Raw genomic sequence first — 24336 nt, forward strand, 5'->3', positions numbered from 1 at the left:
AGCGGGCCGGTCACCTCCGGGTGACCGGCCCGCTCCCGTGTGCGCGGGCACGGATGTGGCACATTCTCGGTGGGGAGGTGACCACATGCCGATGGTCGGACCGGAGACGGCGGATCAGGCGCGGCTGCTGCGCCTGCTGCGCGACGACGGCCCACGCTCCCGGGTCGAGCTGGCCGACCTCCTCGGCCTGCCCCGGGCCCGGTTCGCCGCCGAGGTGGACCGGCTGACCACGCTCGGCCTGGTGGAGAGCGCCGGGCCGGCCGCGTCGCGGGGTGGCCGCCGGTCGTCGCTGTTGCGCGTCGGCGCGCAGGTCCGGTTCGGCGCGGTGCTCGTCGGCGACGGTCTCCTGCGGGTCGCGCTCACCGACGGCGAACTGAACCCGCTCGCCCGGCACGACGAGCCGGTGGACGTCCGGCTCGGCCCGGACGTGGTGGTCGGGCGCATCGTCGAACTGCTCGGCAAGCTGCGCGTCGAGGCGGGACTGACGTCGCTCACCGGCGTCGGCGTCGCGCTGCCCGCGCCGGTCGAGGTCCGCGACGGCTCGCCGGTCTCCGCGCCGGCCCTGCCCGGCTGGCACCGCTTCCCGGTACGCGACACGCTCGCCGCGGAGCTGGGCTGCCCGGTGCAGGTGGACAACGACGCCAACGCGATGGCCCTCGGCGAACGGCACGCCGGCACCGGCCGTCCGTTCGACGACTTCCTCTACGTCAAGCTGGGCGAGGCGATCGGCTGCGGGCTGGTGCTCGCCGGCGCGCTGTACCGGGGCGCGGCCAGCGGGGCCGGCGACATCGGCCATTTCCAGCTCACCGAGGACGGGCCGCTGTGCGGCTGCGGCAACAACGGGTGCGTCGAGGCGTACTGCGGGGATGTCGCACTGGTGCGGGAGGCGGTGACCGCCGCGCGGGCCGGGCGCTCGACAGCGCTGGCGGACCGGCTGGCCGCGGCCGGGACGCTGTCGGTGGCCGACGTGGCCGCGGCGGCCACCGAGGGCGACCCGGCGGCGCAGACGCTCGTGCGCGACGCCGCCCGCCGGCTCGGGCGGGTGCTGGTCGGGCTGGTCAGCTTCGTCAACCCGGCCATCGTGATCATCGGCGGCGCGCCGGCCGGGATCGGGCCGGTCCTGCTCGCCGAGATCCGGGGCGTGGTCTACCGGCGCTCCACGCCGCTGGCGACCGGCAGCATGCCGATCGTCCTGTCCGACCTGGGCGACACCGCGGGCCTGATCGGCGCGGCCCACCTGGTCAGCACCCAGACCTACGCCGCCCGCTAGCCCTCGCCCCCTCCCCCGCCCTCCGCGCCGCCGATCTTGCACTTGCGGCCCACGGGATGTCGGTTACACCCGTTTTGGGAGGGCCGCAATTGCAAGATCGCGGGGGCGGGGAGGGCAGGGCGGGGGTGGGTCAGTCTCGGGTGCTGAAGGCGGCGTCGAAGGCCGCCGACGGGGCGTCGAACGCCAGGCGGCGGACGAACTGGAGCGCCTCCGGCGCGCCGACCAGGCGGTCCATGCCGGCGTCCTCCCACTCGACCGAGATCGGGCCGTCGTAGCCGATCGCGTTGAGCGCCCGGAAGCAGTCCTCCCACGGCACGTCGCCGTGACCGGTGGAGACGAAGTCCCAGCCGCGCCGCATGTCGGCCCAGGGCAGGTGGGAGGAGAGCCGGCCGCGCCGCCCGTCCCCGGTACGGACCTTCGCGTCCTTGCAGTCCACGTGGTAGATCCGGTCGGCGAAGTCGAAGATGAAGTTCACCGGGTCCAGCTCCTGCCAGACGAAGTGCGACGGATCCCAGTTGAGCCCGAACGCCTCCCGGTGCCCGATCGCCTCCAGCGTGCGCTTCGTGGTCCAGTAGTCGTAGGCGATCTCGCTGGGGTGCACCTCGTGCGCGAACCGCACACCCACCTCGTCGAACACGTCCAGGATCGGGTTCCACCGGTCGGCGAAGTCCTGGTAGCCGCGCTCGATCATGGCCGGCGGCACCGGCGGGAACATCGCCACCGTGTGCCAGATGGACGAGCCGGTGAAGCCGACGACGGTGTTCACGCCGAGCTTCGCCGCCGCCCGCGCGGTGTCCTTGATCTCCTCGGCGGCCCGCTGCCGCACGCCCTCCGGCTCGCCGTCGCCCCAGATCCGGGCCGGCAGGATGTCCTGGTGCCGCTCGTCGATCGGGTGGTCGCAGACGGCCTGCCCGACCAGGTGGTTGGAGACGGCGAACACCTGGAGGTTGTGCTTGGCGAGGGTGGCCCGCTTGCGCTCCACGTACGAGTCGTCGGCGAGCGCCTTGTCCACCTCGAAGTGGTCGCCCCAGCAGGCGATCTCCAGCCCGTCGTAGCCCCACTCGGCGGCGAGCCGGCAGACCTCGTCGAACGGCAGATCGGCCCACTGGCCGGTGAAGAGCGTGATGGGTCGCGCCATTGTCCTTCTCCCCTGTGGTGATGGGGGATTCCGTCGCGGACCGGGGCGAGGACGACCGGAGGCGGCGGCGCGTGGGAACCGGTGGACGCCGGAGCGTCTGCTCCCGGGCGGGTTGCGCCTCCCGCCGGGTCACCGGCCACCTCGCGGTCGCCGCCTCCACTCTATGGCCTCCGTCAGGGCAGGGTCCAGCGCTGGTTCGCCGCGCCGGTGCACGTCCACAGGTGCACCGCCGTGCCGTCGGCCGAGTTGTTGCCGGACACGTCCAGGCACTTGCCCGACTGCGGGTTGCGTACCGTCCCGTCGGCCTGCGCCGACCAGTTCTGCGCGCCCGTGCCGTTACACGTGTAGAGCTGGATCTTCGTGCCGTCCGCGCTACCGCCGCCGGACACGTCCAGGCACTTGCCGAGCGCCTTCACCGGCCCGTTCGGCGTCACCGTCCACGACTGCGCCGTCGAGCCGTTGCAGGTGTAGAGCTGGATCTGGGTTCCGTCCGCCGACGATCCGCTGCGCACGTCCAGGCACTTGCCGGCCAGGCCCTTGACCGGGCCCGTACCGCCGGTGCCGGTCGAGCGGACCAGCGTGAAGTCGTCGACGTCGAACAGCCCGGAGCCGCTGCCGGTGAACGTCAGGTGCACCGTCTGCGTACCGGACGGCACGCCGGTGAGCGCGGTGCTCACATCGGCGAACGTGGTCCAGCCACCGGTGTTCGGCACCGCCACCTGGCCGAGCACCGGGCCGGTCGGCGAGCCGGTCCGCACCTGGAGCGTGCCGCCCGGCCCACCGGAGACCACCCGGGCGCGCAGCGACGTCACACCGGTCAGGTCCAGCCCCGGGTACGCGGCCCAGTCGCCCGGGTCCACGTACCCCAGGGTCTGGCCGCCGTTGGCGCCGGCCTTGGGGTACGCGCTGACGCCGCTGGCCGAACCGAACGCCTCGGCCTGGACCGTGGTGTTGCCGGTCGGCGGCGGCGTGCCGCCGAGTTCCTTGATCCGGATGTTGCGGAACGACGCGTCGTCGCCGGTTCCGTGGTTCTGGATGCCGACGTGCCCGGCGAGTGACCGCACCGGGTCGGTGTTGGTGAAGTCGTTGACGCGTACGCCGTTGAGGAAGACCTGGAGCCGCTCTCCCTCGACCAGGATCTCGTAGGTGTTCCACTCCCCCGCCGGGTTGAGCGCCGCGTCCCGGGCCGCCAGGTCGGCGGACTTGAAACCGTAGATCGCGCCGGTGGTCCGGTCGGCCGCGTCGGTGGGGTCGATCTGGATCTCGTAGCCGTTGTTCACCGCCGAGTTCGGGTCGCTCGACGGCGGGAAGCCGACGAACACGCCGGAGTTGTCGTCACCGGCCAGCCGCCAGTCCAGCTTCAGCGAGTAGTTGGTGAACTGCTTCGCGCTGTACCAGTAGAGGCCCATGCCGCCGACCGAGGTGAGCGTGGCGTCGGCGTTGGTGAAGCTGCCCGGCCCGGCCTGCGACCAGCCGGTGGTGCCGCCGTTGTAGAGCGCGGTGTAGCCGGTCTCCGGCCGGCAGTCGGCCTTCGTGCGCCCGGCCGCGTAGCGGATGCCGCCGAGCAGGTGCGAACGGAACGCCGCGTCGGAGTACGACGCCTGGGTGTGGCCGCCGCCGGTGTAGAAGGACCGGCCGCCGCTGTACGTCTTGCACCAGGCGTGCGGGTGGTCGCCGCCCATCGAGCCACCGGAGTACGTGGACTCGTCCAGGCTGGCCAGCACGTGCGCGGTGGACCGGGCGTTGGTGCGGTAGTCGTACCACTCGTCGGTGCGGTTCCACCGCTGCGGCAGGTGCGCGGTGGCCGCGTGCGCCCGGTCCTCCACCTTCACGACGGCCGGCTGGATGGCCGGGTGGGAGGCGAACCAGGCGCCGACCAGGTTGCCGTAGAACGGCCAGTCGTACTCGGTGTCGGCGGCGGAGTGCACGCCGACGTACCCGCCGCCGGCGCCGATGTACGCCTCGAACGCCGACTGCTGGCTGGCGTTGAGGACGTCCCCCGTGGTGTTGAGGAAGATCACCGCCTCGAAGCGGGCCAGGTTGGCGGTGGTGAACTGGGCGGCGTCCTCGGTCGCGGTGACTGTGAAGTTGTTCGCCGCGCCCAGCTCGCGCACAGCCTGTGTGCCGACCGCGATGGAGTCGTGGCGGAAGCCGGCGGTCTTGGAGAAGACGAGCACGTCGTAGGGGGCGTCGGCGGCGGCGGCCGGGCTCGCGGGGACGGTGCAGGCGATGGTGGCGAGGACGGCGGTCACCGCCCCCAGTGCGGTACGCACGAGTTTCATCGGGTTCTCCTTCATCCTCACGGCAGGGTCCAGCGCTGGTTCGCCGCGCCGGTGCACGTCCACAGGTGCACCGCCGTGCCGTCGGCCGAGTTGTTGCCGGACACGTCCAGGCACTTGCCCGACTGCGGGTTGCGCAGCGTCCCGTCGACCTGCGCCGACCAGTTCTGCGCCCCGGTGCCGTTGCACGTGTAGAGCTGGATCTTCGTGCCGTCCGCGCTGGCGCCGCCGGACACGTCCAGGCACTTGCCGAGCGCCTTCACTGTGGCGTTCGGCGTCACGGTCCACGACTGCGCCGTCGTGCCGTTGCAGGTGTAGAGCTGGATCTGGGTGCCGTCGGCGGTGGCGGCGTTGCGGACGTCCAGGCACTTTCCGGCCAGGCCCTTGACCGGGCCGGTGCGGACGGCCGACGTGGTGAGCGTGAACGCGTCCAGGTCGTAGAGCGCCCCGGTGCCGCCGGCGAACGTCAGGTAGAGCGTGGTGGTGCCGGCCGGCGGACCGGTGATCGTGCCGGTGACTGTGGTGAACGTGTCCCAGGCGCCGGTGACCGGGACGGTGGCCGAGCCGAGCACGGTGCCGGTGGCCGAGCCGGCCCGCACCTGAAGCGTGCCGCCGGCCCCGGCGGACGAGACCCGGGCGGAGAACCCGGTGGCGTCGGCCAGCAGGTACGGCTGGAACGCGATCCAGTCGCCGTTCTGGATGTCGCCGACGGTCTTGCCGCCCTCGGCGGTGGCCTTGTCGAACGTGTTGATCCCGGACGACGTCCTGAAGTGCTCGGCCTGCCGGTGCCGGGGCTGGAGCGTGTGCTGGGTGTGGGTGGTGAGGCCGCCGGAGTCGGTGTACTCGGCGTCGAAGACGGCGAAGATGTTCGCCGCGTCGTCGTGCTCACCGTCGACGGGTACGGCGATCGAGCCGGTGCAGCCGGTCGCCGAGGTGATCTGGTGGCCGTGCTGGTCGTGGCCGAGCACGTAGGTCATCTTGACCTTCGTGCAGTCGATCGTGGCGTCCTCCGGGTCGGTGACGGTGATCCGGAACGGCACCGTGTCGCCGAAGGAGAACAGCTTGCCGTTGCCGGGCGTCTCGATCACCACCGTCGGCGCGGTGTTGCCCACCGTGACCGTCACGCTGGCGGTGCCGGTGGCGCCCTGCGGGTCGCGGACGGTGAGCGTGGCGGTGTACCTGCCGTTGGCGGTGTAGGTGTGCGACGGGTTCGCCGCGGTGGAGGTGCCGCCGTCGCCGAACGTCCAAGCGTACGTCAGCGCGCCGCCCTCCGGGTCGGACGAGCCGGCCGAGGAGAACGCCACGGTGAGCGGCGCGGCGCCGGAGGTCCGGTCGGCGGCGGCGCGGGCCACCGGGGCGCGGTTGGCGCCGCCCAGGTAGTCGAATCGGTACAGCGCCGAGTTGGCGTCGCCGTTGAAGTAGCCGGTGCCGTAGTCGAGCACGTAGTACGCGCCGTCCGGGCCGAACGCCGAGTCCATCACCTGCTTGCCGGTCCACGGGAAGCTGTCGATGGTGCCGGGTGAGCCGTCCGCGTTGACGTGGATCGGCTTGATCCAGCCCCGGCCGAACTCGGTGGCGAAGAACTGCCCGTCGAAGGACTGCGGGAACTTCGTGGTGGACGGGTTCGCCGCGTCGTACCGGTAGACCGGGCCGCCCATCGGCGACTCGGAGCCGCCGCCGAACTCGGGCGGGCTGCCGGCGTCACCGGCGTAGCGGATCCAGGACGGCTTCGCCGCAGGCAGCGTGGTCAGGCCGGTGTTGCGGAACGAGTTGTTCGTCGGCCCGCCGGTGCAGTTGAACTTCGGGCCGGCGGTGCCGGTGGCGAAGTCCCACTCGGCGTACGTCTCGGCGGCCGTGTTGGTGCCGGTGCAGTACGGCCAGCCGTAGTTGCCGGGCCCGGTGACCCGGTTGAACTCGACCTGCCCGGACGGGCCGCGGGCGGTGGTGGTGCCGGCGTCCGGCCCGTAGTCGCCCACGTAGACGACGCCGGTGGCCTTGTCGACGCTGATCCGGAACGGGTTGCGGAAGCCCATCGCGTAGATCTCCGGGCGGGTCCGCGCGGTGCCGGGCGCGAAGAGGTTGCCGGCCGGGATCGAGTACGTGCCGTTGGCGTTCACCTTGATCCGCAGGATCTTGCCCCGCAGGTCGTTGGTGTTGCCGGCGCTGCGCTGCGCGTCGTACCCGGGGTTGCGGTTGGTGCGCTCGTCGATCGGCGCGTAGCCGGCGGAGTCGAACGGGTTGGTGTCGTCGCCGGTGGACAGGTAGAGGTTGCCGGCGGCGTCGAAGTCGATGTCGCCGCCGACGTGGCAGCACAGCCCCCGGTCGGCCGGTACGTCGAGCACGTCGACCCTGCTGGCCTGGTTGAGCGTGAAGTCGGCGTTGAGCGTGAACCGGGACAGCCGGTTGACGCCCTGCCAGGCGGAGAAGTCGCTGCCGGTGGCGGGGGCGTCCCCGGCCGGGGTGGACAGCGGCGGGGCGTAGTAGAGGTAGATTTGCCGGTTGGAGGCGAACCCGGGGTCGACGCCGACGCCCTGGAGCCCCTCCTCGTCGTGGGTGTAGACCGGCAGCGTGCCGACGACCGTGGTGGCGCCGGCCGCGTCGGTGCGGCGCAGCGTGCCGTTGCGGGCGGTGTGCAGGACCGACCGGTCGGGCAGCACCGCGAGCGACATCGGTTCGCCGGTCTCGGCGACACCGCGGGCGAGTTCGACCTGCTGGAAGTCGCTCGCCGGGATCGGGTGGGCGGACGCCGGGACGGACGCCGCGGCCACTGTGACGGTGCCGGCGGTGGCCGCGAGCAGCAGCGCTGCGGCAGCGGCGATCGGTCGCCGGGCACGGGGGTGGTGGGGGTGGCTGGACATGCTGTGCTGTCCCTTCCTGACGCGCGCAGCCAGGACCGGGCGCGCGTCGCGCCGGATGCCGAGCAGGGGGATGCTGCGCCGGCCCGCCGGGAGGTCGGCGGGCCGCGACCTCCGGCCAGGACCGGAGGTCACCTCGCCGAGGCGGGCGGTGCGGGGCGATCTGGTGCGGGGCGATCACCTCGGCGAAACAGCGTTGTGCTGTGCACGACATTAAAACCTTTCGATCAGCCTGTCCATAGCTTCTGATCGATCGGCTTTGACTTTCGCCGCTCAGCGACAAAAGTGGGTGTCATTCGTGGCGGTCGACCGCCCGCTGCGCGAGCGCCGCCAGCACCCGTCGCGCCGGCTCCGCCAGCGGCAGCGCGTCCAGTGCGACCAGTGCGGCGTCGGCCCGGGTGCGGATCATCCGCTCGACCGCCTCCCGGGCGCCGGACTCCTCGACGATGCCCCGCACCTCGGCCGCGCCCGCCTGGTCGAGGCCGGGATCACCGACCAGCTCCCCCAGCCGGGCCGCGCCGGCCGGGGAGGCGGACGCCCGGGCCAGCGCCAGCAGCACCGTCGGCTTGCCCTCCCGCAGGTCGTCCAGGTTGGACTTGCCGGTCACGGACGGGTCGCCGAAGACGCCGAGCAGGTCGTCGCGGAGCTGGAACGCGTCACCGAGCGGGTCGCCGAACCCGGCCAGCGCGGCCACCTCCTCCGGCGAGGCGCCGGCGAGCGCGGCGCCGATCTGCACCGGACGGGTCACCGTGTAGCGGGCCGTCTTCAGCCGTACCACGGTGAGCGCGCTCGCCACCGTGCCGTCCCCGGCCGCCCCGACCACGTCCAGGTACTCCCCCGCGATCACCTCCGAGCGCATCCGGGACAGCAGCATCTGCCCCCGGCGCAGCCGCTCGGGCGGCAACCCGCACCCGTGGAACATCTCGGCCGACCAGGTGGCGCACAGGTCGCCGCAGAGCACCGCCGCCTGCCGGCCGTACGCCGCCGAGTCGCCCTGCCAGCCGCAGCGGGCGTGCAGGTCGGCGAAGAACCGGTGCAGCGTCGGCGCGCCCCGGCGGCGGTCGCTGCGGTCCACGATGTCGTCGTGGATCAGTGCGAACGCGTGGAACAACTCCAGCGACGCCGCGGCGACCACGATCGCCGGGGCGTCCGGGCCGCCGAACCCCCGCCAGCCCCAGTAGCAGAACAGTGGGCGCATCCGCTTGCCGCCGGCCAGGACGAACCAGCGTAGAGCGGTGTGGACGGCCCCCGTACCGTCGTCCGGCCGACCCGGCTCTCTCGCGTCCAGGAACGCGGCGAGCGCGGCGTCGAAGCGGCCCCGCAGCAGGGCCGGGTCGGTCGGTGCGACGGTTACGGTCATGGTGCCTCCCAGGCCAGTCCGGCGACTTCGAGCAGCAACGCCTTCACATCAGTGGCCTCCACCCGGGGCCGGATCGCGGCCCGGTCGGAGCAGAGCAGCACCGGGCCGTCCGCCGGGTCGGCGGGCAGGCGCCCGTGTGAACCACGCACCGCCCGCGCGCCCGCGTCCAGCCCCACCACGTTCATGAGGTAGCGCAGCCCGAGCTTCTTGCGGGCCAGCGCCACCGCCGCCCGGCGCTTCGCCGCGCCCGGCGCGGCCGGGTCGAAGAACAGCTCGGCCGGGTCGTAGCCGGGCTTGCGGTGGATCTCGACCAGCCGGGCGAAGTCGGGCGCCCGCGCGTCGTCGAGCCAGTAGTAGTACGTGAACCAGGCGTCCGGCTCGGCCACCAGCACCAGCTCACCCGAGCGCGGGTGGTCCAGGCCGTACCCGGCCTGCCCGGCGGCGTCCAGCACCTCGGCCACGCCCGGCAGCGCGGCGCAGAGCTTCGCCACGGCCGGCACGTCCGCCGGTTCCCTGACGTAGACGTGCGCCACCTGGTGGTCGGCCACCGCGAACGCCCGCGACGTCCACGGGTCGAGGTATTCCATCCCGGCCTGGGTGTAGACCCGCAACAGCCCTTCGCCGCGCAGCACCCGGTTCACGTCCACCGGGCGGGACACGTCGGTGATGCCGTACTCGGACAACGCCACCAGGGTGGCTCCCTGCTCGCGCGCGGCGTCGAGCAGCGGACCGAGCACGGCGTCCAGCTCGGCCGCCGCGGCCGCCGCTCGCGGGTCGGACGGGCCGAAGCGTTGCAGGTCGTAGTCCAGGTGCGGCAGGTAGACGAGGGTCAGGTCGGGGGCGTGGTCGGCGAGGATCCGCTGCGCCGCCCGGCTGATCCACGCCGAGGACGGCAGCCCGGCGCCCGGACCCCAGTAGCTGAACAGCGGGAACGTGCCGAGCGCGTCGGTGAGCGTGTCCCGCAGCTCGGGCGGGTCGGTCCAGCAGTCCGGCTCCTTGCGGCCGTCGGCGTGGTAGACCGGGCGCGGCGTGACCGTCCAGTCCACGTCCGCGCCCATCGCGTACCACCAGCAGACGTTCGCCACCCGGTAGCCCGGCTCGACGCGGCGGGCCGCCTGCCACACCTTCTCGCCGCCGACGAGCCCGTTGTGCTGCCGCCACAGCAGCACCTCGCCCAGGTCGCGGAAGTACCAGCCGTTGCCCACCACGCCGTGCCCGGCGGGCAGCTCGCCGGTGAGGAAGGTGGACTGCGCCGAGCAGGTCACCGCCGGCAGCACGGTGCCGAGCTCGGCGGCGAACCCGGCCTCGGCCACCGCGCGCAGCCGCGGCATGTGCGCCAGCAGACGCGGCGTCAGCCCGACCACGTCGAGCACCACCAGCCGCCGGATCACGAGGGGACGCCTTCCGCCGCCCGCGGACCCGGAGCGCCCACCCCGCCGCCGTCGGCCAGGCCGAGCGCGGTCAGCTCGTCGCGGGCGAACGCCAGCTCGGCGGCGATGCCGGCGGCCAGCTCCGCGTCGCCGCGCGGCCGCCGCGCCTCCGGCAGCACCCCCCAGGTGTACGTCTCGACGTCGAGGTGGTCGCAGCCGGCGACCGGGCCGGTGAACAACGCGGCGAGCGCCTCGCGCAGCACCGGCACCGTGGAGCGCAGCGGCGGCTCGGGCGGGGCGTGCAACGGCACGTGGTAGTGCACGCGCCACGCCCCGGGCAGCCGCGCGTCGAGTGCGGCGTCGAGGTCGTCGGCCGCGTACGCCGGATCGGCCGGATCGGCGGCGCCGCACACTCCGGCGGCCCGGGTCTGGTGCAGGAACCTCGGTTCGACGAACCGGCGCAGCGCCTCGCTCGCCCCGGCCGGGTCGGGCGCCTCGATCGCGGCCGACACCTGGACCTTGACCACCGGCAGCCCGGCGGCACGCAGCCCGGCCAGGGCATCCGCCGGCCGCTCCCAGGCACACGCCAGGTGCGCGAGATCCAGGCAGATCCCGAGCCGGTCGGTATCCATGTCTGAGAATACCTCGCGTGCTTGTCCCGTCGACTCCACCAGACAGCCCGGTTCCGGTTCGAAGCCGACCCGGATCACCCGGCCGGTGTCCCGCTGCACGGCGGCCAGCCCCTCGGCCAGCGCGTCCAGCCGGCGCCGGGCGGTGGCGGCCCGCCCGGAATCCCACGGGCTGCGCCAGGCCAGCGGCAGCGTCGAGATCGAGCCTTGTACGGCGTCGTCGGGCAGCAGATCCGCGAGCACCCGGGCCAGGTCCAGCGTGTACGCCGACCGCTGCGGCGTGGTCCAGTCCGGGTGGTACACCGCGCCCTTGACCACCGGGGCCTGGAACGCGGCGTACGGGAAGCCGTTGAGCGTGACCACCTCCAGCCCGCGTACGGTCAGCTCGTGGCGCAGCCGCCGGCGGGCCGCCGGGTCGGCGGCGAGCGCGGCGGCCACCGGCGCGGCCAGCCAGAGGCCGAGCCCGAGCCGGTCGGCGCCGAGCGTCCGGCGCACCGCGACCGCGTACGTGTCGAGCTGCGCGACGACGCCCGGCAGGTCCTCGGCCGGGTGCACGTTCGTGCAGTAGCCGAGGTGGACGGTCGTGCCGTCGGCGTGACGCAGCCGCATCACTGCACCCCGCGCACGATCGAGTTGCCGGCGAAGGTGGGGTCGCTCGCCTCCAGGTCGGTCAGGTCGAGCCGGCCGGACTGGCCGTAGAACTCCACCGGGTTGCGCCACAGCACCCGGTCCACGTCGTCGGCGTCGAACCCGGCCAGCAGCATCGCCTCCCCGGTGGCCCGGGTCAGCAGCGGGTCCGACCGGCCCCAGTCGGCGGCCGAGTTCACCAGCATCCGCTCGGTGCCGTACCGCTTCAGCAGCTCCACCATGCGCGGCGGCGACATCTTCGTCTCCGGATAGATGGAGAAGCCCAGCCAGCAGCCGGTGTCCCGGACCAGCTCCACTGTCACCTCGTTGAGGTGGTCGACCAGCACCCGCCCGGGCGGGATGCCCGACTCGGCGACCACCGCGAGCGTCCGCTCGACGCCGCGCGCCTTGTCCCGGTGCGGCGTGTGCACCAGCGCGGGCAGGTCGTGCGCGACGGCCAGGGCGAGCTGCCCGGCCAGCGCGGCGTCCTCGGCCGGCGTCATCGCGTCGTAGCCGATCTCGCCGACCGCCACCACGCCGTCCTTGTCCAGGTAGCGGGGCAGCAGGTCGAGCACCGGCCGGCAGCGCGGGTCGTTCGCCTCCTTCGGGTTCAGCGCCACAGTGGCGTGGTGCCGGATGCCGAACTGGCCGGCCCGGAACGGCTCCCACCCGATCAGCGAGTCGAAGTAGTCCACGAAGCTGTCCACGCTGGTGCGCGGCTGGCCCAGCCAGAACGCCGGCTCGACCACCGCGCGGACCCCGGCGGCGGCCATCCGCTCGTAGTCGTCCGTGGTGCGGGACGTCATGTGGATGTGCGGGTCGAAGATGCGCATGTCACGCCTCCGTGGTGGGGATGGTCAGCCGGCGCAGCAGGTCGGTCGCGTCGGCGGGCATGTCGCGGCCGGCGGCGTGCCGTTCGGCGGCGAACGCGGCGAGCATCCGGGCCAGCTCGCCGTCGGCGCGGTCGGCCAGGCCGTCGACCACCGCCAGCGGCACGCCGGTGAACACGCACTTGAGCACCGCCTGCCGCCAGGTCGCCTGCTCCAGGTGCCGGGCGTACGGGCCGAGCGCGCCGGCGACCAGCCGGGTGTCGTTGGTGCGGATCGCGTCGTGCAGCAGCGGCACGCACTCCGCGCCGATCGGCAGCAGCGGCAGCGCGCGCAGCACCGCACGTCTCTCGGCGGCGTCGCCCTGCCGGTACAGGGTCTCGGCGGCGACGGCGTGGCCGTTCGGCAGCGCGGTCAGCAGCAGCGCCCGCGCCGCGTCGTCGGCCGTCCAGCCGGGCAGGTCGGGCAGCGGCCCGCGACCGCACCGCCGGGCGGCGGCGGCGAAGAACCGCTCGACGGCCGTGGGTTCGGTCGCGACGCGGCGCAGCGCCGCGTCCAGCCACTGCGGATCGGGTACGCCCCGAAGCGCGGCGCGCAGTCGGTCGGGTGTCATGCCGTCTCCCCTCTGCCGGGTGGAAGGTGGTGGGTCACCGCCCCTCGCCGCGCGAGGCGGCGGTGCGCAGGAAGTCCAGTGAGCGGGCGGCGACGGCCGGGGCCGCGTGCGAGTGCCGGGGCAGCTCCACCGCCACCAGCCCGCGGTAGCCGGCGTCGGCCAGGGCACGCAGCACCGGCGGGAAGTCGATCTCGCCGGTGCCGAACTCCAGGTGCTCGTGCACACCCCGGCGCATGTCGTCGATCTGCACGTTGACCAGGTGCTCGGCGACCTCGGTCACGCACTGCGGCACCGGCAGCGGCTCCAGGCAGCGGCAGTGGCCGATGTCGAGCGTGATGCCGAAGCCGGGCGGCGCGCCGAGCGCCTCGCGCAGCCGCCACCACCCGGCGACGTCCTCGACGAGCATGCCCGGCTCCGGCTCGAAGCCCAGCGGCACGCCCGCCTCCGCCGCCTCGGCGCACACCGTCGCGCAGCCCGCGACCAGGCGGTCGGCCGCGACGTCGGGTGGTACGCCGGGCGGGCGTACGCCGGCCCAGAAGGAGACCGCCTCCGCGCCCAGGTCGGCGCCGATCCGGACGGCCCGGCGCAGGAACTCCACCCGCCGTGCCGGGTCGTCGTGCAGCAGCGTCGGCGCGTGCTTGTGCCTCGGGTCGAGCAGGTACCGGGCGCCGGTCTCGACCACCACTGCGAGCCCGAGCGCGTCCAGCCGGCGGCGTACGGCGGCGACCCGGCGGGCCAGGCCGGGAGCGAACGGGTCCAGGTGGTCGTGGTCGAGGGTGAGCGCGACGCCCACGTACCCGAGGTCGGCGATCACCGCCAGCGCGTCGCCGAGCCGGTGGTTGGCGAAGCCGTTGGTGCCGTACCCGAAGCGCAGCGCGCCCGGTCCGGACAGTGGGCCGGCGGCGGTCCGGGTGGGCGCGGCGGTCATGTCGGTGAGATCAGTCGGGCCAGGCGGCGGCCGAGCGGGGCGGCGCCGGCCACGGCGAGGCCGAGCATCCGGGCCCCGGCGCGGGCGGTCAGCGCGCCCTGCAACGCGGGCAGCCCGGTGATCCCGGCGCCCACGGCGGCGCGGACCCGGGCCGGTGACGGGTCGGCGAGCACCCGCGCCTGGGCCCGGCCGTAGCGGGTGGCGTATCCGGCCGCGAGGACCGCCGGCACGAGGTCACCGAGCCGGGCGGCGCGGCTGGAACCGCTGCGGCCGGTGGCGGGTGGCGTGGGCCGGGCCGGGGTGGCGAGCGCGATCAGGGCGGTGCCGGCCAGTGTGAGGCCGGGCAGACGCCGGTCCGCGCCGGTGACCTCGCGGCGGGACAGCGCGGTCACGGTCCAGGTGTGCGCCGCGACGGTGAGCGCGGCCGGCAGCGCGCGGACCACCCGCCCGCCGGACGCGCCGAGCAGCACGTCCAGCCCTCGGCACGCGGCCATCACCGCCGGGCCGGCCGCGGTGTTCTTCGCCCGTAGGTCGTACCCCCAGATCGTCGCGGCGAGTGGGAGCGCGACCGCTGCCGCGCGGCGGCCCCCGGCGGCGGTGGCGACGGCGAGCCCGGCGGCGGTCAGGCCGGACGCGACGCCGAGTGCGACGGACGGGCGCACCCGGCCGGACGGGATCGGCCGCTCCGGCCGCTCGACCGCGTCCAGCCGCCGGTCGGCCCAGTCGTTGGCGGCCATTCCGGCCCAGTAGAGCAGCACCGACGCGCCGGCCAGGGCCGGTGTGCGCGGGCCGAGCGCACCGGCGGCCGCCGCGCCGGAGAGCACATCCCCCGGTACGGAGAGCGCGGCGGGCGCCCGGACCAGCTCGGCCAGGTCGGCCAGGCGGGTCACGGCGTCACCCGGGCGTGCAGGCCGGCGACGAAGTCCCGCAGCACCGTCCACTGGTCGCCGAGCGCGTGGCCGGTCACGCCGAGCGGATCCTTGAAGAAGAACGCCAGCTCGGTCAGCGGGCCGTGGCGGCCGGCGGCGTGCGCGGCGGCGGTGAGCCGGGCCAGGTCCAGCACGAGCGGCGCGGCCAGCGCGGAGTCGCAGCCGTGCCAGGTGAACTCCATCCGCATCCCGGTGCCCAGGAAACCGGCGAACGTGACCAGGTCCCAGGCCGTCTTGAAGTCGCCCAGTTCCTCGACGTACTCGATCCGGGTGTGGCCCTGCGGCAGGTAGCCGAGCGTCTCGGCGAGCACCCGCTGCTTGCTGCCCACCTTCGCGGCGTTGGCGGCCGGGTCGGCGAGCGTGGCGCCGTCGCCGCCGCCGAGCAGGTTCGTGCCGGACCAGGAGCGCACGGCCAGGTGCCGCATCGCGAACATCGGCGCGAGCACCGACTTGAGCAGTGTCTCGCCGGTCTTGCCGTCGTGCCCGGCGTACGGCAGCGCGTGTTCGGCGGCGAGCGCGGCCAGGGCGGGCAGCCGGGCACCGGTCGACGGGGTGAAGTCCACGTACGGGCAGCCTGCGGTGAACGCCGCGTACGCGTATCCGGAGCTGGGCGGCAGCACGTCGGCCGGGCCGGTCAGCGCGTCCCGCAGCGCGGCCAGGTCGTGGTGGACCGGGTGCGGGACGGGCGCCGGCTCGGTGGCGGCGACGTTGACCACCACCACCCGGTCCAGCCCGTGCCGGTCCCGGAACCCGGTCAGGTCACGGACCACAGTGGCGATCCGCTCGCCCTGGTCGCCCTCGGTCGGTGCGGGACGCAGGGCCGCCTCGACGGCGGCCAGGTCCGGTGCCACCGCGTCGGCCAGCCGGGCGGGCAGCACCCCGGCGGCGGCCAGCGCCTCGGCGCGTTTGGTGAGCGGGGTGGCGACCACGTCGTGGCCGCCGAAGACGAGATCGGCGAAGCCCGGCAGGGCAGGCCCGCGCAGGTCGGGCAGCTCGGTCACGCAGCCGGTCGGCGCGGTGAGCCCGGCCCGCAGGGCCAGCCCGCCGACCACGGCGGTGGTGGCGACCGAGCCGCGCGCACCCACCAGCCAGACACCCGTACGCATTCGCGCTACCTCCCCAGGTAAGGCCGGTCCGCCGGTGCGGCCGGGGAATCCCGGTCCGGCCGCACCGGAGGGCCGTACTGGTCGTGCCGGCGGACACCGGCGGCACGCTCCCCGGAGCCGGCCTCGTCCCCGCCGCGGGGCGCAACCGCGGCGGGCCCTCGCCGGCCGGCGCCGGTGAGTGTCGGCGGACCCCGCAGGGGCCGCCTCGGGTCAGGCGGAAGCTTCGGCCAGAGCGGGCTCCACCTCCGTCCAGGCGGCCCGTTCGGCCGAGCGGGTCACCGCGTCGAGCACGAGCTGGACCTGAAGCGCGTCGGCGAACGACGGTGCCGGGTCGGCGCCGGTGGCGACCGCCTCGACGAAGTCGCGCGCCTGGTGGGTGAAGGAGTGCTCGTAGCCGATGATGTGGCCGGGCGGCCACCACGCACCCAGGTACGGGTGGTCCGGCTCGGTCACCAGGATCCGGCTGAAGCCCTGCTCGGCGGCGGGCCGGGTGGCGTCCAGGAACTCCAGTTCGTTGAGGCGTTCCAGGTCGAACACGACGCTGCCGCGCGAGCCGTTGATCTCGACCCGCAGGGCGTTCTTGCGGCCGGTGGCGAACCGGGTCGCCTCGTACGTGGCCAGCGCTCCCCCGTCGAGCCTGGCCACGAACACCGCCGCGTCGTCCACAGTCACCTGACCCGTCGCGCTGCCGTTGCCGTCGGCCTGCGCGGCGAGGCCGCTCGACCCGGCGACGAGCGGCCGCTGCCGCACGAACGTCTCGGTGAGCGCGCTGACGCCGCTGACGAGCTGACCCGTGACGTACTGGGTCAGGTCGATGATGTGCGCGCCGATGTCACCGAGCGCGCCGGAGCCCGCCCTGTCCTTCTGCAACCGCCACACCAGCGGGAACTGCGGGTCGACGATCCAGTCCTGGAGGTAGGTCGCCCGGACGTGCCGGATCTCGCCGATCCGCCCGTCGGCCACCAACTGCCGCATCAGGGCGACAGCGGGCACCCGCCGGTAGTTGAAGCCGCACATCGCGCGTACCCCGGACTCGCGGGCCCGGGCCGCGGCCTCGGTCATCTCCCGGGCCTCGGCGACGCTGTTCGCGAGCGGCTTCTCGCACAGCACGTGCTTGCCCGCGGCGAGCGCGGCGAGTGCGATCTCGCGGTGGCTGTCCCCCGGCGTGCAGATGTCGACCACGTCGATCTCGTCGGACTCGACGAGCCGCCGCCAGTCGGTGGTGTAGCCGTCCCAGCCGAGCCGGTCGGCGGCCTCGGCCACCTTCGGTTCGTCCCGGCCGCAGACGAGCGCCATCCGCACCCGCGCCGGCAGGTCGAACACCCGGTTCACGGTGCGCCACGCCTGGGAGTGCGCGGCGCCCATGAACGCGTAGCCGACCATGCCGACGCGCAGGATGCTGTCGTGACTGGACAAGGTGGGTCTCCCCCCGTGTGTCAGAACCCGAGCTTCAGGTAGTCGCTCGCGTTCTCCTTGGTGATCGTCTCGGAGGCGAGCACGATCTCCTTCGGTACCTGGAGTTCGACCAGGTCGGACATGCCCTTGCCCTGGCCGATCAGGCGGGCCAGGGAGATGGCCGAGGAGGCCATCGAGGGGCTGTAGGTGACTGTGGCCTTGAGGACGGTGTTGTCGGCGGTGATGTCCTCCATGGCCTTCTTGGAGCCGGCGCCGCCGACCATGATGAATTCCTTGCGGTTGGCCTGGTTGACCGCCGCGAGCACGCCGATGCCCTGGTCGTCGTCGTGGTTCCAGACCGCGTCGATCTTCGGCAGCGCCTGGAACAGCCCGGTGGCGGCCTGCTGCCCGGAGTCGACAGTGAACTCCGCCGGCCGCCGGTTGGCGACCTTGAACCCGTACGAGGCGAGCGTGTCGGCGAACCCCTTGGACCGTTCCTGGGTCAGCTCCAGCGACTCGATGCCGGGGATCTCGCCGATCACCGGGTTGCTCACGCCCTTGGCCTTGAGCTGCTCGGCGATGTAGGTGGCGGCGGCCACGCCCATGCCGTAGTTGTCGCCCTTGATCTGCAGCCGGTAGGCGCGCGCGTCCGGGAAGGCCCGGTCCAGGTTGACCACCGGGATGCCGGCCTTCATCGCCTCCAGGCCGAACGCGTTGAGTTCCTTGCCGTCGTGCGGCAGCAGCACGATCACGTCGGGCTTCTGCGAGATCAGCGTGGACAGCGCCGCCCGCTGGGCCGCCGCGTCCGCGCCGGCCTCGACCGACTTCAGCTCCACGTCCTGGTACGCCCCGGCCTGCGCCTTGGCGTTGTTGGTGATGGCGGCGATCCAGCCGTGGTCGGCGGCGGGGGCGGAGAAGCCGATGCTCACCTTCTTGCCCGGCTCGGTGTTGGCGCCGGAACCGGCCGCCTTGGTCTGCGCCTCGGTCGGGTTCTGCTCGTTGCTGGTGCAGCCGGCGAGCAGCACCCCGGCGGAGACGGCGGCCCCGCCGAAGAGCAGCCGGCGGCGGGACAGGTCATGGCGCGGTGTTCTCATGACGCCTCCTGGGATGAGGTGGTGGGGTGGTTTCGGGTGTGGCGGGCCGGACCGCAGTCGGTACGACGGCAGCCGGGATGTGCGCGGTGGGGTCAGGTGGTGGTGGCCCGGTTGCGGGCTAGGAACTGGGTGAGGCTGCCGAACTGCACCTGCTGGACCAGGACGGCGGCGACGATGATGCCGCCCTTGACCATGTTCTGGGCCTCGGCGGAGAGGTTGTTGATGGCGAACAGGTTGGTGATCGTGGAGAAGATGATCACCCCGAGCAGGGAGCCGATGATCGTGCCCCGCCCGCCGCTGAGCAGCGTGCCGCCGATGATCGCGGCGGCGATCGCGTCCAGCTCGTAGAGGTTGGCCATCGCCGCCTGCGCGGAGGTGGCCTGCGCGGTCAGCATGACCGCGGCGATGCCGCAGCACAGACCGGACAGCGCGTAGAGCATCACGGTGTGCCGGCGGACGTTGATGCCGGCCAGCCGGGCCGCCTCCGGGTTGCCGCCGACCGCCACCGTACGGCGGCCGAACGTGGTCCGGTTCAACAGCACCCAGCCGGCCGCCACCACCGCCACCAGGATGTAGACCAGCAGCGGGATGCCGAGCACGTTCGTGCTGGCGATGCCGTTGATGAACGTGTTGCCCGACACCTGGGTCTGCTTGTCGGAGATCTCCGCCGCCAAACCTCGGGCGGCGACGAGCATGGCGAGCGTGGCGATGAACGGCACCAGCCGGCCGTACGAGACGAGCAGCCCGTTCACCACGCCGACGGCGAGCCCGACGGTGAGCGCCGTGAAGATCATGCCGCCCGCGCCGTAGCTCTGCGTGGCGACAGTGGTGCACCAGACCCCGGCGAGCGCGACGATCGCGCCGACCGACAGGTCGATGCCACCGCCGATGATCACGAAGGTCATGCCGACGGTGACCACGCCGACCACCGAGGCGAGCTTGAGGATGGTGAGCGTGTTGCCCCACACCCAGTTCGGGTCACCGTAGAGGTCGGGGCGGGTCAGGATGCCGATGACCACGAGCACGACCAGCGTGGCGAGCAGGCCGAGGTTGCGCTTGACGCCCTCCCCGCTGTCGCCGCGCCACCAGGAGAGCTTCGCCGGCGCGCCGACCTTGGCGGTCTCCGCCCGCTCCACCGGCGGCGACTGCGCGGGCAGGGCGGATTCGGTTACGTCGCTCATGCCGCCGCCCCGCTTCGCGCGGCGCCGGCACGAGACTCTCCGGCGCTGTGTCGATGATTCGCTCGCTGTCGCTCGCTCATGCCGGTGCGCCTTCCATGAGGGACCCCGCCATGACGAGGTCGAGCACGGTGTTCTCGTCCAGTTCGCCGGCCGGGGCCTCGCGGACCACCCGGCCCTCCCGCATCACCAGCACCCGGTCGGCCAGGCCCAGCACCTCGGGCACCTCGCTGGAGACCAGCAGCACCCCGACGCCACGGGCGGCCAGATCGCGGATCACCTGGTACAGCTCGGCGCGGGCGCCCACGTCCACGCCCCGGGTCGGCTCGTCGAGCAGCAGCAGCCGGGTGTCCCCGAGCAGCCACCGGCCGACCACCACCTTCTGCTGGTTGCCGCCGGACAGCGTGCGCACCGGCCGCCGTACGTCCCGGGGCCGCAGCTCCAGCGACGCGGCGATCCGGTCCGCCTCGGCGCGTTCCCGTCCGGCGTCGGTGAAGCCCAGGCGGGCGTACCGGCTGAACGTGGCGAGCGTGACGTTGCGGTAGATCGGCTCGCCCAGCAGCAGCGCCTGGCTCTTGCGCTCCTCCGGCGCCATGCCCATCCCGGCCCGTACCGCCGCGCCCACACTGCCGGGCCGCAACGCGCGGCCGTCCACCCGGACCGTCCCGGCGTGCGCCCGGCGCGCGCCGAAGATGGTCTCCAGCAGCTCCGAGCGGCCGGAACCGACCAGCCCGGCGATGCCGACGATCTCCCCCGCCCGGACCCCGAGCGAGACGTCGGCGAACTCGCCGTGCCGGGTCAGCCCATCCACCCGCAGCAGTTCCGCGCCACCCCCGTGGTCGGCCGGGCGCTGCGGGAAGACGTACTCGATGGTCCGCCCGGTCATCCGGGCGACCAGGTCGCGGGTCGGCGTCTCGCGGGCCGGCAGGCTCGCCGCCGTGGTCCGGCCGTCCTTGAGTACGGTGACCCGGTCGCCGATCTCGCGGATCTCCTCCAGCCGGTGTGAGATGTAGATGACCGCGATGCCCTGCGCGGTGAGTTCCCGGATGATCCGGAACAGGTTCGCCACCTCGTCGTGGGCCAGCACCGCGCTCGGCTCGTCCATGATGATCAGCCGGGCCTCGTGGGACAGCGCCCGGGCCATGCTGACGATCTGCTTGCCAGCCGCGGGCAGGTGCCGCACCAGCCGTCCCGGCGGGATCTCCGGGTGGCCGAGCCGGGCCAGGATCTGCCGCGTACGCCGGGCCATGTGCCCGCGCCGGACGAAGCCGAACCGGCGCGGCTCGTGGCCGAGGAACGCGTTCTCCGCCACCGACAGGTCGTCGACCAGGTCGAGTTCCTGGTAGATGGTGGCGATGCCGGCGCGCATGGCGGCCTGCGGATCGGCGAACGACGCCGCCTCGCCCCGCCAGACGACCTCGCCGGAGTCCGGCCGGTGCACCCCGGCCAGCACCTTGATGAGCGTGGACTTGCCGGCGCCGTTCTGCCCCAACAGGCAGTGCACCTCGCCGGCCCGCACCTCCAGTTGCACGCCGTCGAGCGCGCGTACCCCCGGGAACGTCTTGACCACGTCGGTGAGGCGCAGGACCACCTCGCCCGCGACGGCGTCGGCGGGCGCCTCGACCAGTGGTTCTCCCATCTCGCTCACGCTGCACCGCCCTTCGTTCGCGACTGCGGGGCTCGCAGGACCGGCTCACTCCTCGCGCTCGCCGAGCCCGCCCTCGTTCGCGACTGCGGGGCTCGCAGGACCGGCTCACTCCTCGCGCTCACGCTGCCTCCCCGAACGCGAGGTCACTCGCCAGCACGGCGGCGCCGGCGACGCCGGCGCGCGGGCCCAGCTCGGACAGGACGACCGGCAGGTTGCCGGTGGCCAGCGGCAGCGAGCGGCGGTAGACCACGCTGCGGATCTCGGCGAGCAGGATGTGGCCGAGCTGGGCGAGCCCGCCGCCGATGACGATCATCGAGGGGTTGGTGAAGCTGACCAGTCCGGCCAGCACGCTGCCGACCCGCCGGCCGCCGTCGCGGATGAGCTGGATGCAGGTGACGTCCCCCTCGATCGCCCCCTGCGCCACGTCGAGCGCGGTCACCACGCCCCGGGCCGCCAGTCGCTCGGCCAGCGCCGGGGACACCTCGGTGCGGGCCGCGACTGTCGCCTCCCGGGCCAGCGCGGCGCCGCTGAACACGGCCTCCAGGCAGCCGACGTTGCCGCAGCTGCACATCGGACCGTTCGGGTCGACCTGGATGTGGCCGATGTCCCCGGCGCAGCCGTCGGTGCCGCGATAGACCTCGCCGTGCAGGTAGATGCCGCAGCCGATGCCGGTGCCGATCTTGATGAACAGGAAGTCGTCGACGGAGTGGGCCACGCCGCCGTGCCGCTCCCCGATCGCCATGATGTTGACGTCGTTGTCGACCACGGCCGGGCAGCCGTGCTCGCGGGTGAGCAGCTCGCGGACCGGGAACCGGTCCCACCCCGGCATGATCGGCGGGGAGACCGGCACGCCGTCGCGGAAGCTCACCGGCCCCGGAACGCCGATGCCCACCGCGTCGAGCCGCTCGTACGCGCCGTCCACCTTGGCCTTGTGCAGCAGCTCGTTCACCCGCTGGAGCGTCACCTTCGGGCCGGAGCGGATGTCGGCGACCTCGGTGTAGGCGGCCACCGTCTCCAGCCTGCCGTTGACCACCTCCACGTCGATCGAGCTGGCGCCCAGGTCGACGGCGGCGAACCGCAGGTGCGGGCTCAGCTCGACGAGTGTGGAACGCCGGCCGCCACGGGAGGCGGCGAGCCCGGCCTCGGCGACGTACCCGAGGGAGACGAGGCGTTCCAGCTCGGCGAGCAGGCGCGGGCGGGGCATCTGGAGCCGGTCGCCGAGTTCGGCGCGGGACACCGCGCCCTCGTCCCGGAGCAGCCGCAGAAGCCGTACGTGCAGGGGGTCGACCGTCCGCACCGGCAGTCACCTCCGCATCGGAAGTCCGTCACATCGACGACGGCGATGTGTGTTGTGTCCGACACAGTAGGAGCCTTCCGGGCCGCATGTCCATAGCTTCGGCACGTCTGATGCAAACTTTTGTCCATACGAACAAAAGCGAGTTGCGGATCATGAAAACGCGCCGCCCTGCCCGGGGTTCTTCCGGGCGGGGCGGCGCGTTCTCGGTGCGTTTCTCGGGATCGGACGCGTTCCCGGGTCAGCGGGAGGGCGCGCGGCCCTTCTTGCGCAGCTTGCGGTCGTCGCGCAGCTCGACGTAGGGCTCCTCGTCGGCCGGGTGCCCGGCGGCGATGGCGCGGCTGCGCTCCAGCTCGGCGTCGAACTCCGCGCCCAACAGGATGGCGACGTTGCTCAGCCACAGCCACACCAGGAAGATGATCACGCCGGCCACCGCGCCGTACGTCTTGTTGTACGAGCCGAAGTTGCTGACGTAGAGCGCGAACAGGCCGGACACCACCAGCCAGAGCACCACCGCGAGCACGCCACCGGGGCTGACCCAGCGGAAACCGCCGTGCCGGGCGTTCGGCGAGGCCCAGTAGAGGATCGCGAACATCAGGCTCACCAGCACCAGCAGCACCGGCCACTTGGCGATGTTCCACACCGTCACGGCGGTCTCGCCGAGCCCGATCGCGTTTCCGGCCTGCTCGGCCAGCCCACCGGTGAACACCACGATCACGGCGCTGATCAGCAGCATCACGCCGATCACTGCGGTCACGCCGAGGCGTACCGGCAGCGTCTTCCAGATCGGCCGTCCCTCCGGCACGTCGTAGATGCTGTTGGAGGCGCGCATGAACGCGGCGACGTAGCCGGAGGCCGACCAGAACGCCGCCACCAGACCGACGATCGCCGCGATGCTCGCCAGCCCGCCGGACTGGCCGGCCTGGTCGATCGCGCTCTCGATGATGCGGCGGATGTTCTCCTCCGGCACCGCCTGCCCGACGGTGTCCCGCACCCCCTCGGTGGCCCGGTCGCCGAGCAGGCCGAGCAGCGAGATCAGCACCAGTACGCCCGGGAAGATGGAGAGCACCCCGTAGTAGGTGAGCGCGGCGGCCCAGTCGGTCAGGCTGTCGTCCTGGAACTCCCGGACGGTCCGCTTGAGGGTCGCCATCCAGCCGGTGGCCGACAGGTCGGCCGGGCTGTCCGGCCCGTCGTCCGGCCCCACCGGCCCGGTGCGCTTCCGCCCGCCGGGCCGGTCCTGCCCAGCGGGGACGTCGTCGCGCGCAGCGAGGGCGTCGTCGCGGGTGTCGTCGTGGACGTCGTGGGCGTCGTCGCGGGCGGCCATGGCACCTCCTCGTCGTCATGTCGTCCCGCACGACATGCCCTGACGAGGGCAGCGATAACCACCGCACCCGCAAACCGACCACCCGGCCGCCGCCGGCCGGTTCCCGCCCACGCCCTGCCGTCGCCTTCCGCCCGCACTCACCGGTGTCGCCGCTGCCCGCGCTCCACTGCCCGCGCTCTGCCGCCACCCTCTCCGTCGGCACCTTCCACCCCTCGCCGCCTTTGCTCTGCAGCCACGCGCGCGACAGACACGCTCCGTAACCAGGTGCGCCGATGGATGCAGAGCAAAGGAGGCGAGGGCAACGCTCCCGTCGGCGCACTACCGCGCTCCCGCCCGAGCACTCGGCGAGCCGTCGTTCGCCGGGACCGCCGATCGCCGACATCTCGACGACCGTCACGACGAGTGGAACTCCATGGGTGTCAAACAGGGCCGGAGGCACCCATGGTGTTCCACTCATCAAGTAATCGACCAC

General features: G+C 73.4%; 18 protein-coding genes. 1 reads left to right on the plus strand and 17 read right to left on the minus strand.

The annotated features are described in order from the left end of the window. Positions 1-85: 85 nt before the first annotated feature. Complete coding sequence (locus M8C11_RS21900) at positions 86-1270, plus strand: ROK family transcriptional regulator (RefSeq protein ID WP_252452564.1); 1185 nt, start codon at positions 86-88, stop codon at positions 1268-1270. A 130-nt stretch (positions 1271-1400) separates the two neighbouring features. Here M8C11_RS21900 and M8C11_RS21905 read toward each other — a convergent pair whose 3' ends face one another. From M8C11_RS21905 to M8C11_RS21985, 17 genes are all read right to left on the minus strand, one after another. Further along, entirely contained in the window at positions 1401-2408 is a 1008-nt protein-coding gene (locus tag M8C11_RS21905; protein WP_252452566.1) for a sugar phosphate isomerase/epimerase, read from the minus strand. Positions 2409-2581: 173 nt separating this feature from the next. Continuing rightward, positions 2582-4690 (minus strand): ThuA domain-containing protein, encoded by a 2109-nt coding sequence (locus tag M8C11_RS21910; RefSeq protein ID WP_252452568.1) that lies wholly within the window; start codon positions 4688-4690, stop codon positions 2582-2584. Positions 4691-4707: 17 nt separating this feature from the next. Next, positions 4708-7545, minus strand: a complete 2838-nt coding sequence (locus M8C11_RS21915) for an RICIN domain-containing protein (RefSeq protein ID WP_252452571.1) — start codon at positions 7543-7545, stop codon at positions 4708-4710. A gap of 289 nt (positions 7546-7834) precedes the next feature. After that, positions 7835-8902 carry a polyprenyl synthetase family protein gene (locus tag M8C11_RS21920; protein ID WP_252452573.1) on the minus strand — a complete coding sequence of 356 codons (1068 nt, stop codon included), beginning with the start codon at positions 8900-8902 and terminating at the stop codon, positions 7835-7837. Beyond that, positions 8899-10293 carry an alkaline phosphatase family protein gene (locus M8C11_RS21925; RefSeq protein ID WP_252452575.1) on the minus strand — a complete coding sequence of 465 codons (1395 nt, stop codon included), beginning with the start codon at positions 10291-10293 and terminating at the stop codon, positions 8899-8901. Before M8C11_RS21925 ends, M8C11_RS21920 begins: the two co-directional genes overlap by 4 nt. Further along, on the minus strand, positions 10290-11510 hold the full coding sequence (gene eboE / locus M8C11_RS21930; protein ID WP_252452577.1) for a metabolite traffic protein EboE: 1221 nt from the start codon (positions 11508-11510) through the stop codon (positions 10290-10292). The genes M8C11_RS21925 and eboE overlap by 4 nt, the downstream gene beginning before the upstream one ends. Next, on the minus strand, positions 11510-12361 hold the full coding sequence (locus M8C11_RS21935; protein ID WP_252452579.1) for a TatD family hydrolase: 852 nt from the start codon (positions 12359-12361) through the stop codon (positions 11510-11512). The genes eboE and M8C11_RS21935 overlap by 1 nt, the downstream gene beginning before the upstream one ends. Position 12362: 1 nt before the next feature. Then, positions 12363-12968: an EboA domain-containing protein gene (locus M8C11_RS21940; RefSeq protein WP_252452581.1), complete on the minus strand. Its 606-nt coding sequence runs from the start codon at positions 12966-12968 to the stop codon at positions 12363-12365. Positions 12969-13002: 34 nt separating this feature from the next. Continuing rightward, positions 13003-13896, minus strand: coding sequence for a sugar phosphate isomerase/epimerase (locus M8C11_RS21945; RefSeq protein WP_252452583.1), 894 nt, complete (start codon positions 13894-13896; stop codon positions 13003-13005). Further along, entirely contained in the window at positions 13893-14786 is an 894-nt protein-coding gene (locus M8C11_RS21950; RefSeq protein WP_252452585.1) for an SCO3242 family prenyltransferase, read from the minus strand. Before M8C11_RS21950 ends, M8C11_RS21945 begins: the two co-directional genes overlap by 4 nt. Beyond that, positions 14783-15931 (minus strand): inositol-3-phosphate synthase, encoded by a 1149-nt coding sequence (locus M8C11_RS21955; protein ID WP_252452587.1) that lies wholly within the window; start codon positions 15929-15931, stop codon positions 14783-14785. Before M8C11_RS21955 ends, M8C11_RS21950 begins: the two co-directional genes overlap by 4 nt. Positions 15932-16141: 210 nt before the next feature. Further along, entirely contained in the window at positions 16142-17314 is a 1173-nt protein-coding gene (locus M8C11_RS21960; protein WP_374668897.1) for a Gfo/Idh/MocA family protein, read from the minus strand. A 53-nt stretch (positions 17315-17367) separates the two neighbouring features. Beyond that, positions 17368-18420 (minus strand): substrate-binding domain-containing protein, encoded by a 1053-nt coding sequence (locus M8C11_RS21965; protein WP_252452592.1) that lies wholly within the window; start codon positions 18418-18420, stop codon positions 17368-17370. A gap of 92 nt (positions 18421-18512) precedes the next feature. Next, the gene (locus M8C11_RS21970; protein WP_252452594.1) at positions 18513-19601 is read right to left on the minus strand and encodes an ABC transporter permease; all 1089 of its coding nucleotides are present in this window, start codon (positions 19599-19601) and stop codon (positions 18513-18515) included. A 76-nt stretch (positions 19602-19677) separates the two neighbouring features. Then, positions 19678-21237, minus strand: a complete 1560-nt coding sequence (locus M8C11_RS21975; RefSeq protein ID WP_252452596.1) for a sugar ABC transporter ATP-binding protein — start codon at positions 21235-21237, stop codon at positions 19678-19680. 127 nt (positions 21238-21364) lie between these two features. Next, complete coding sequence (locus tag M8C11_RS21980) at positions 21365-22543, minus strand: ROK family protein (RefSeq protein ID WP_252452598.1); 1179 nt, start codon at positions 22541-22543, stop codon at positions 21365-21367. 238 nt (positions 22544-22781) lie between these two features. Next, a complete protein-coding gene (locus M8C11_RS21985; protein ID WP_252452601.1) occupies positions 22782-23864 on the minus strand; it encodes a YihY/virulence factor BrkB family protein in 1083 nt (360 codons plus the stop codon). Positions 23865-24336: the final 472 nt, after the last annotated feature.

It is taken from the genome of Micromonospora sp. CPM1 (assembly GCF_023896895.1).
Taxonomy (GTDB): Bacteria; Actinomycetota; Actinomycetes; order Mycobacteriales; family Micromonosporaceae; genus Micromonospora; species Micromonospora tulbaghiae.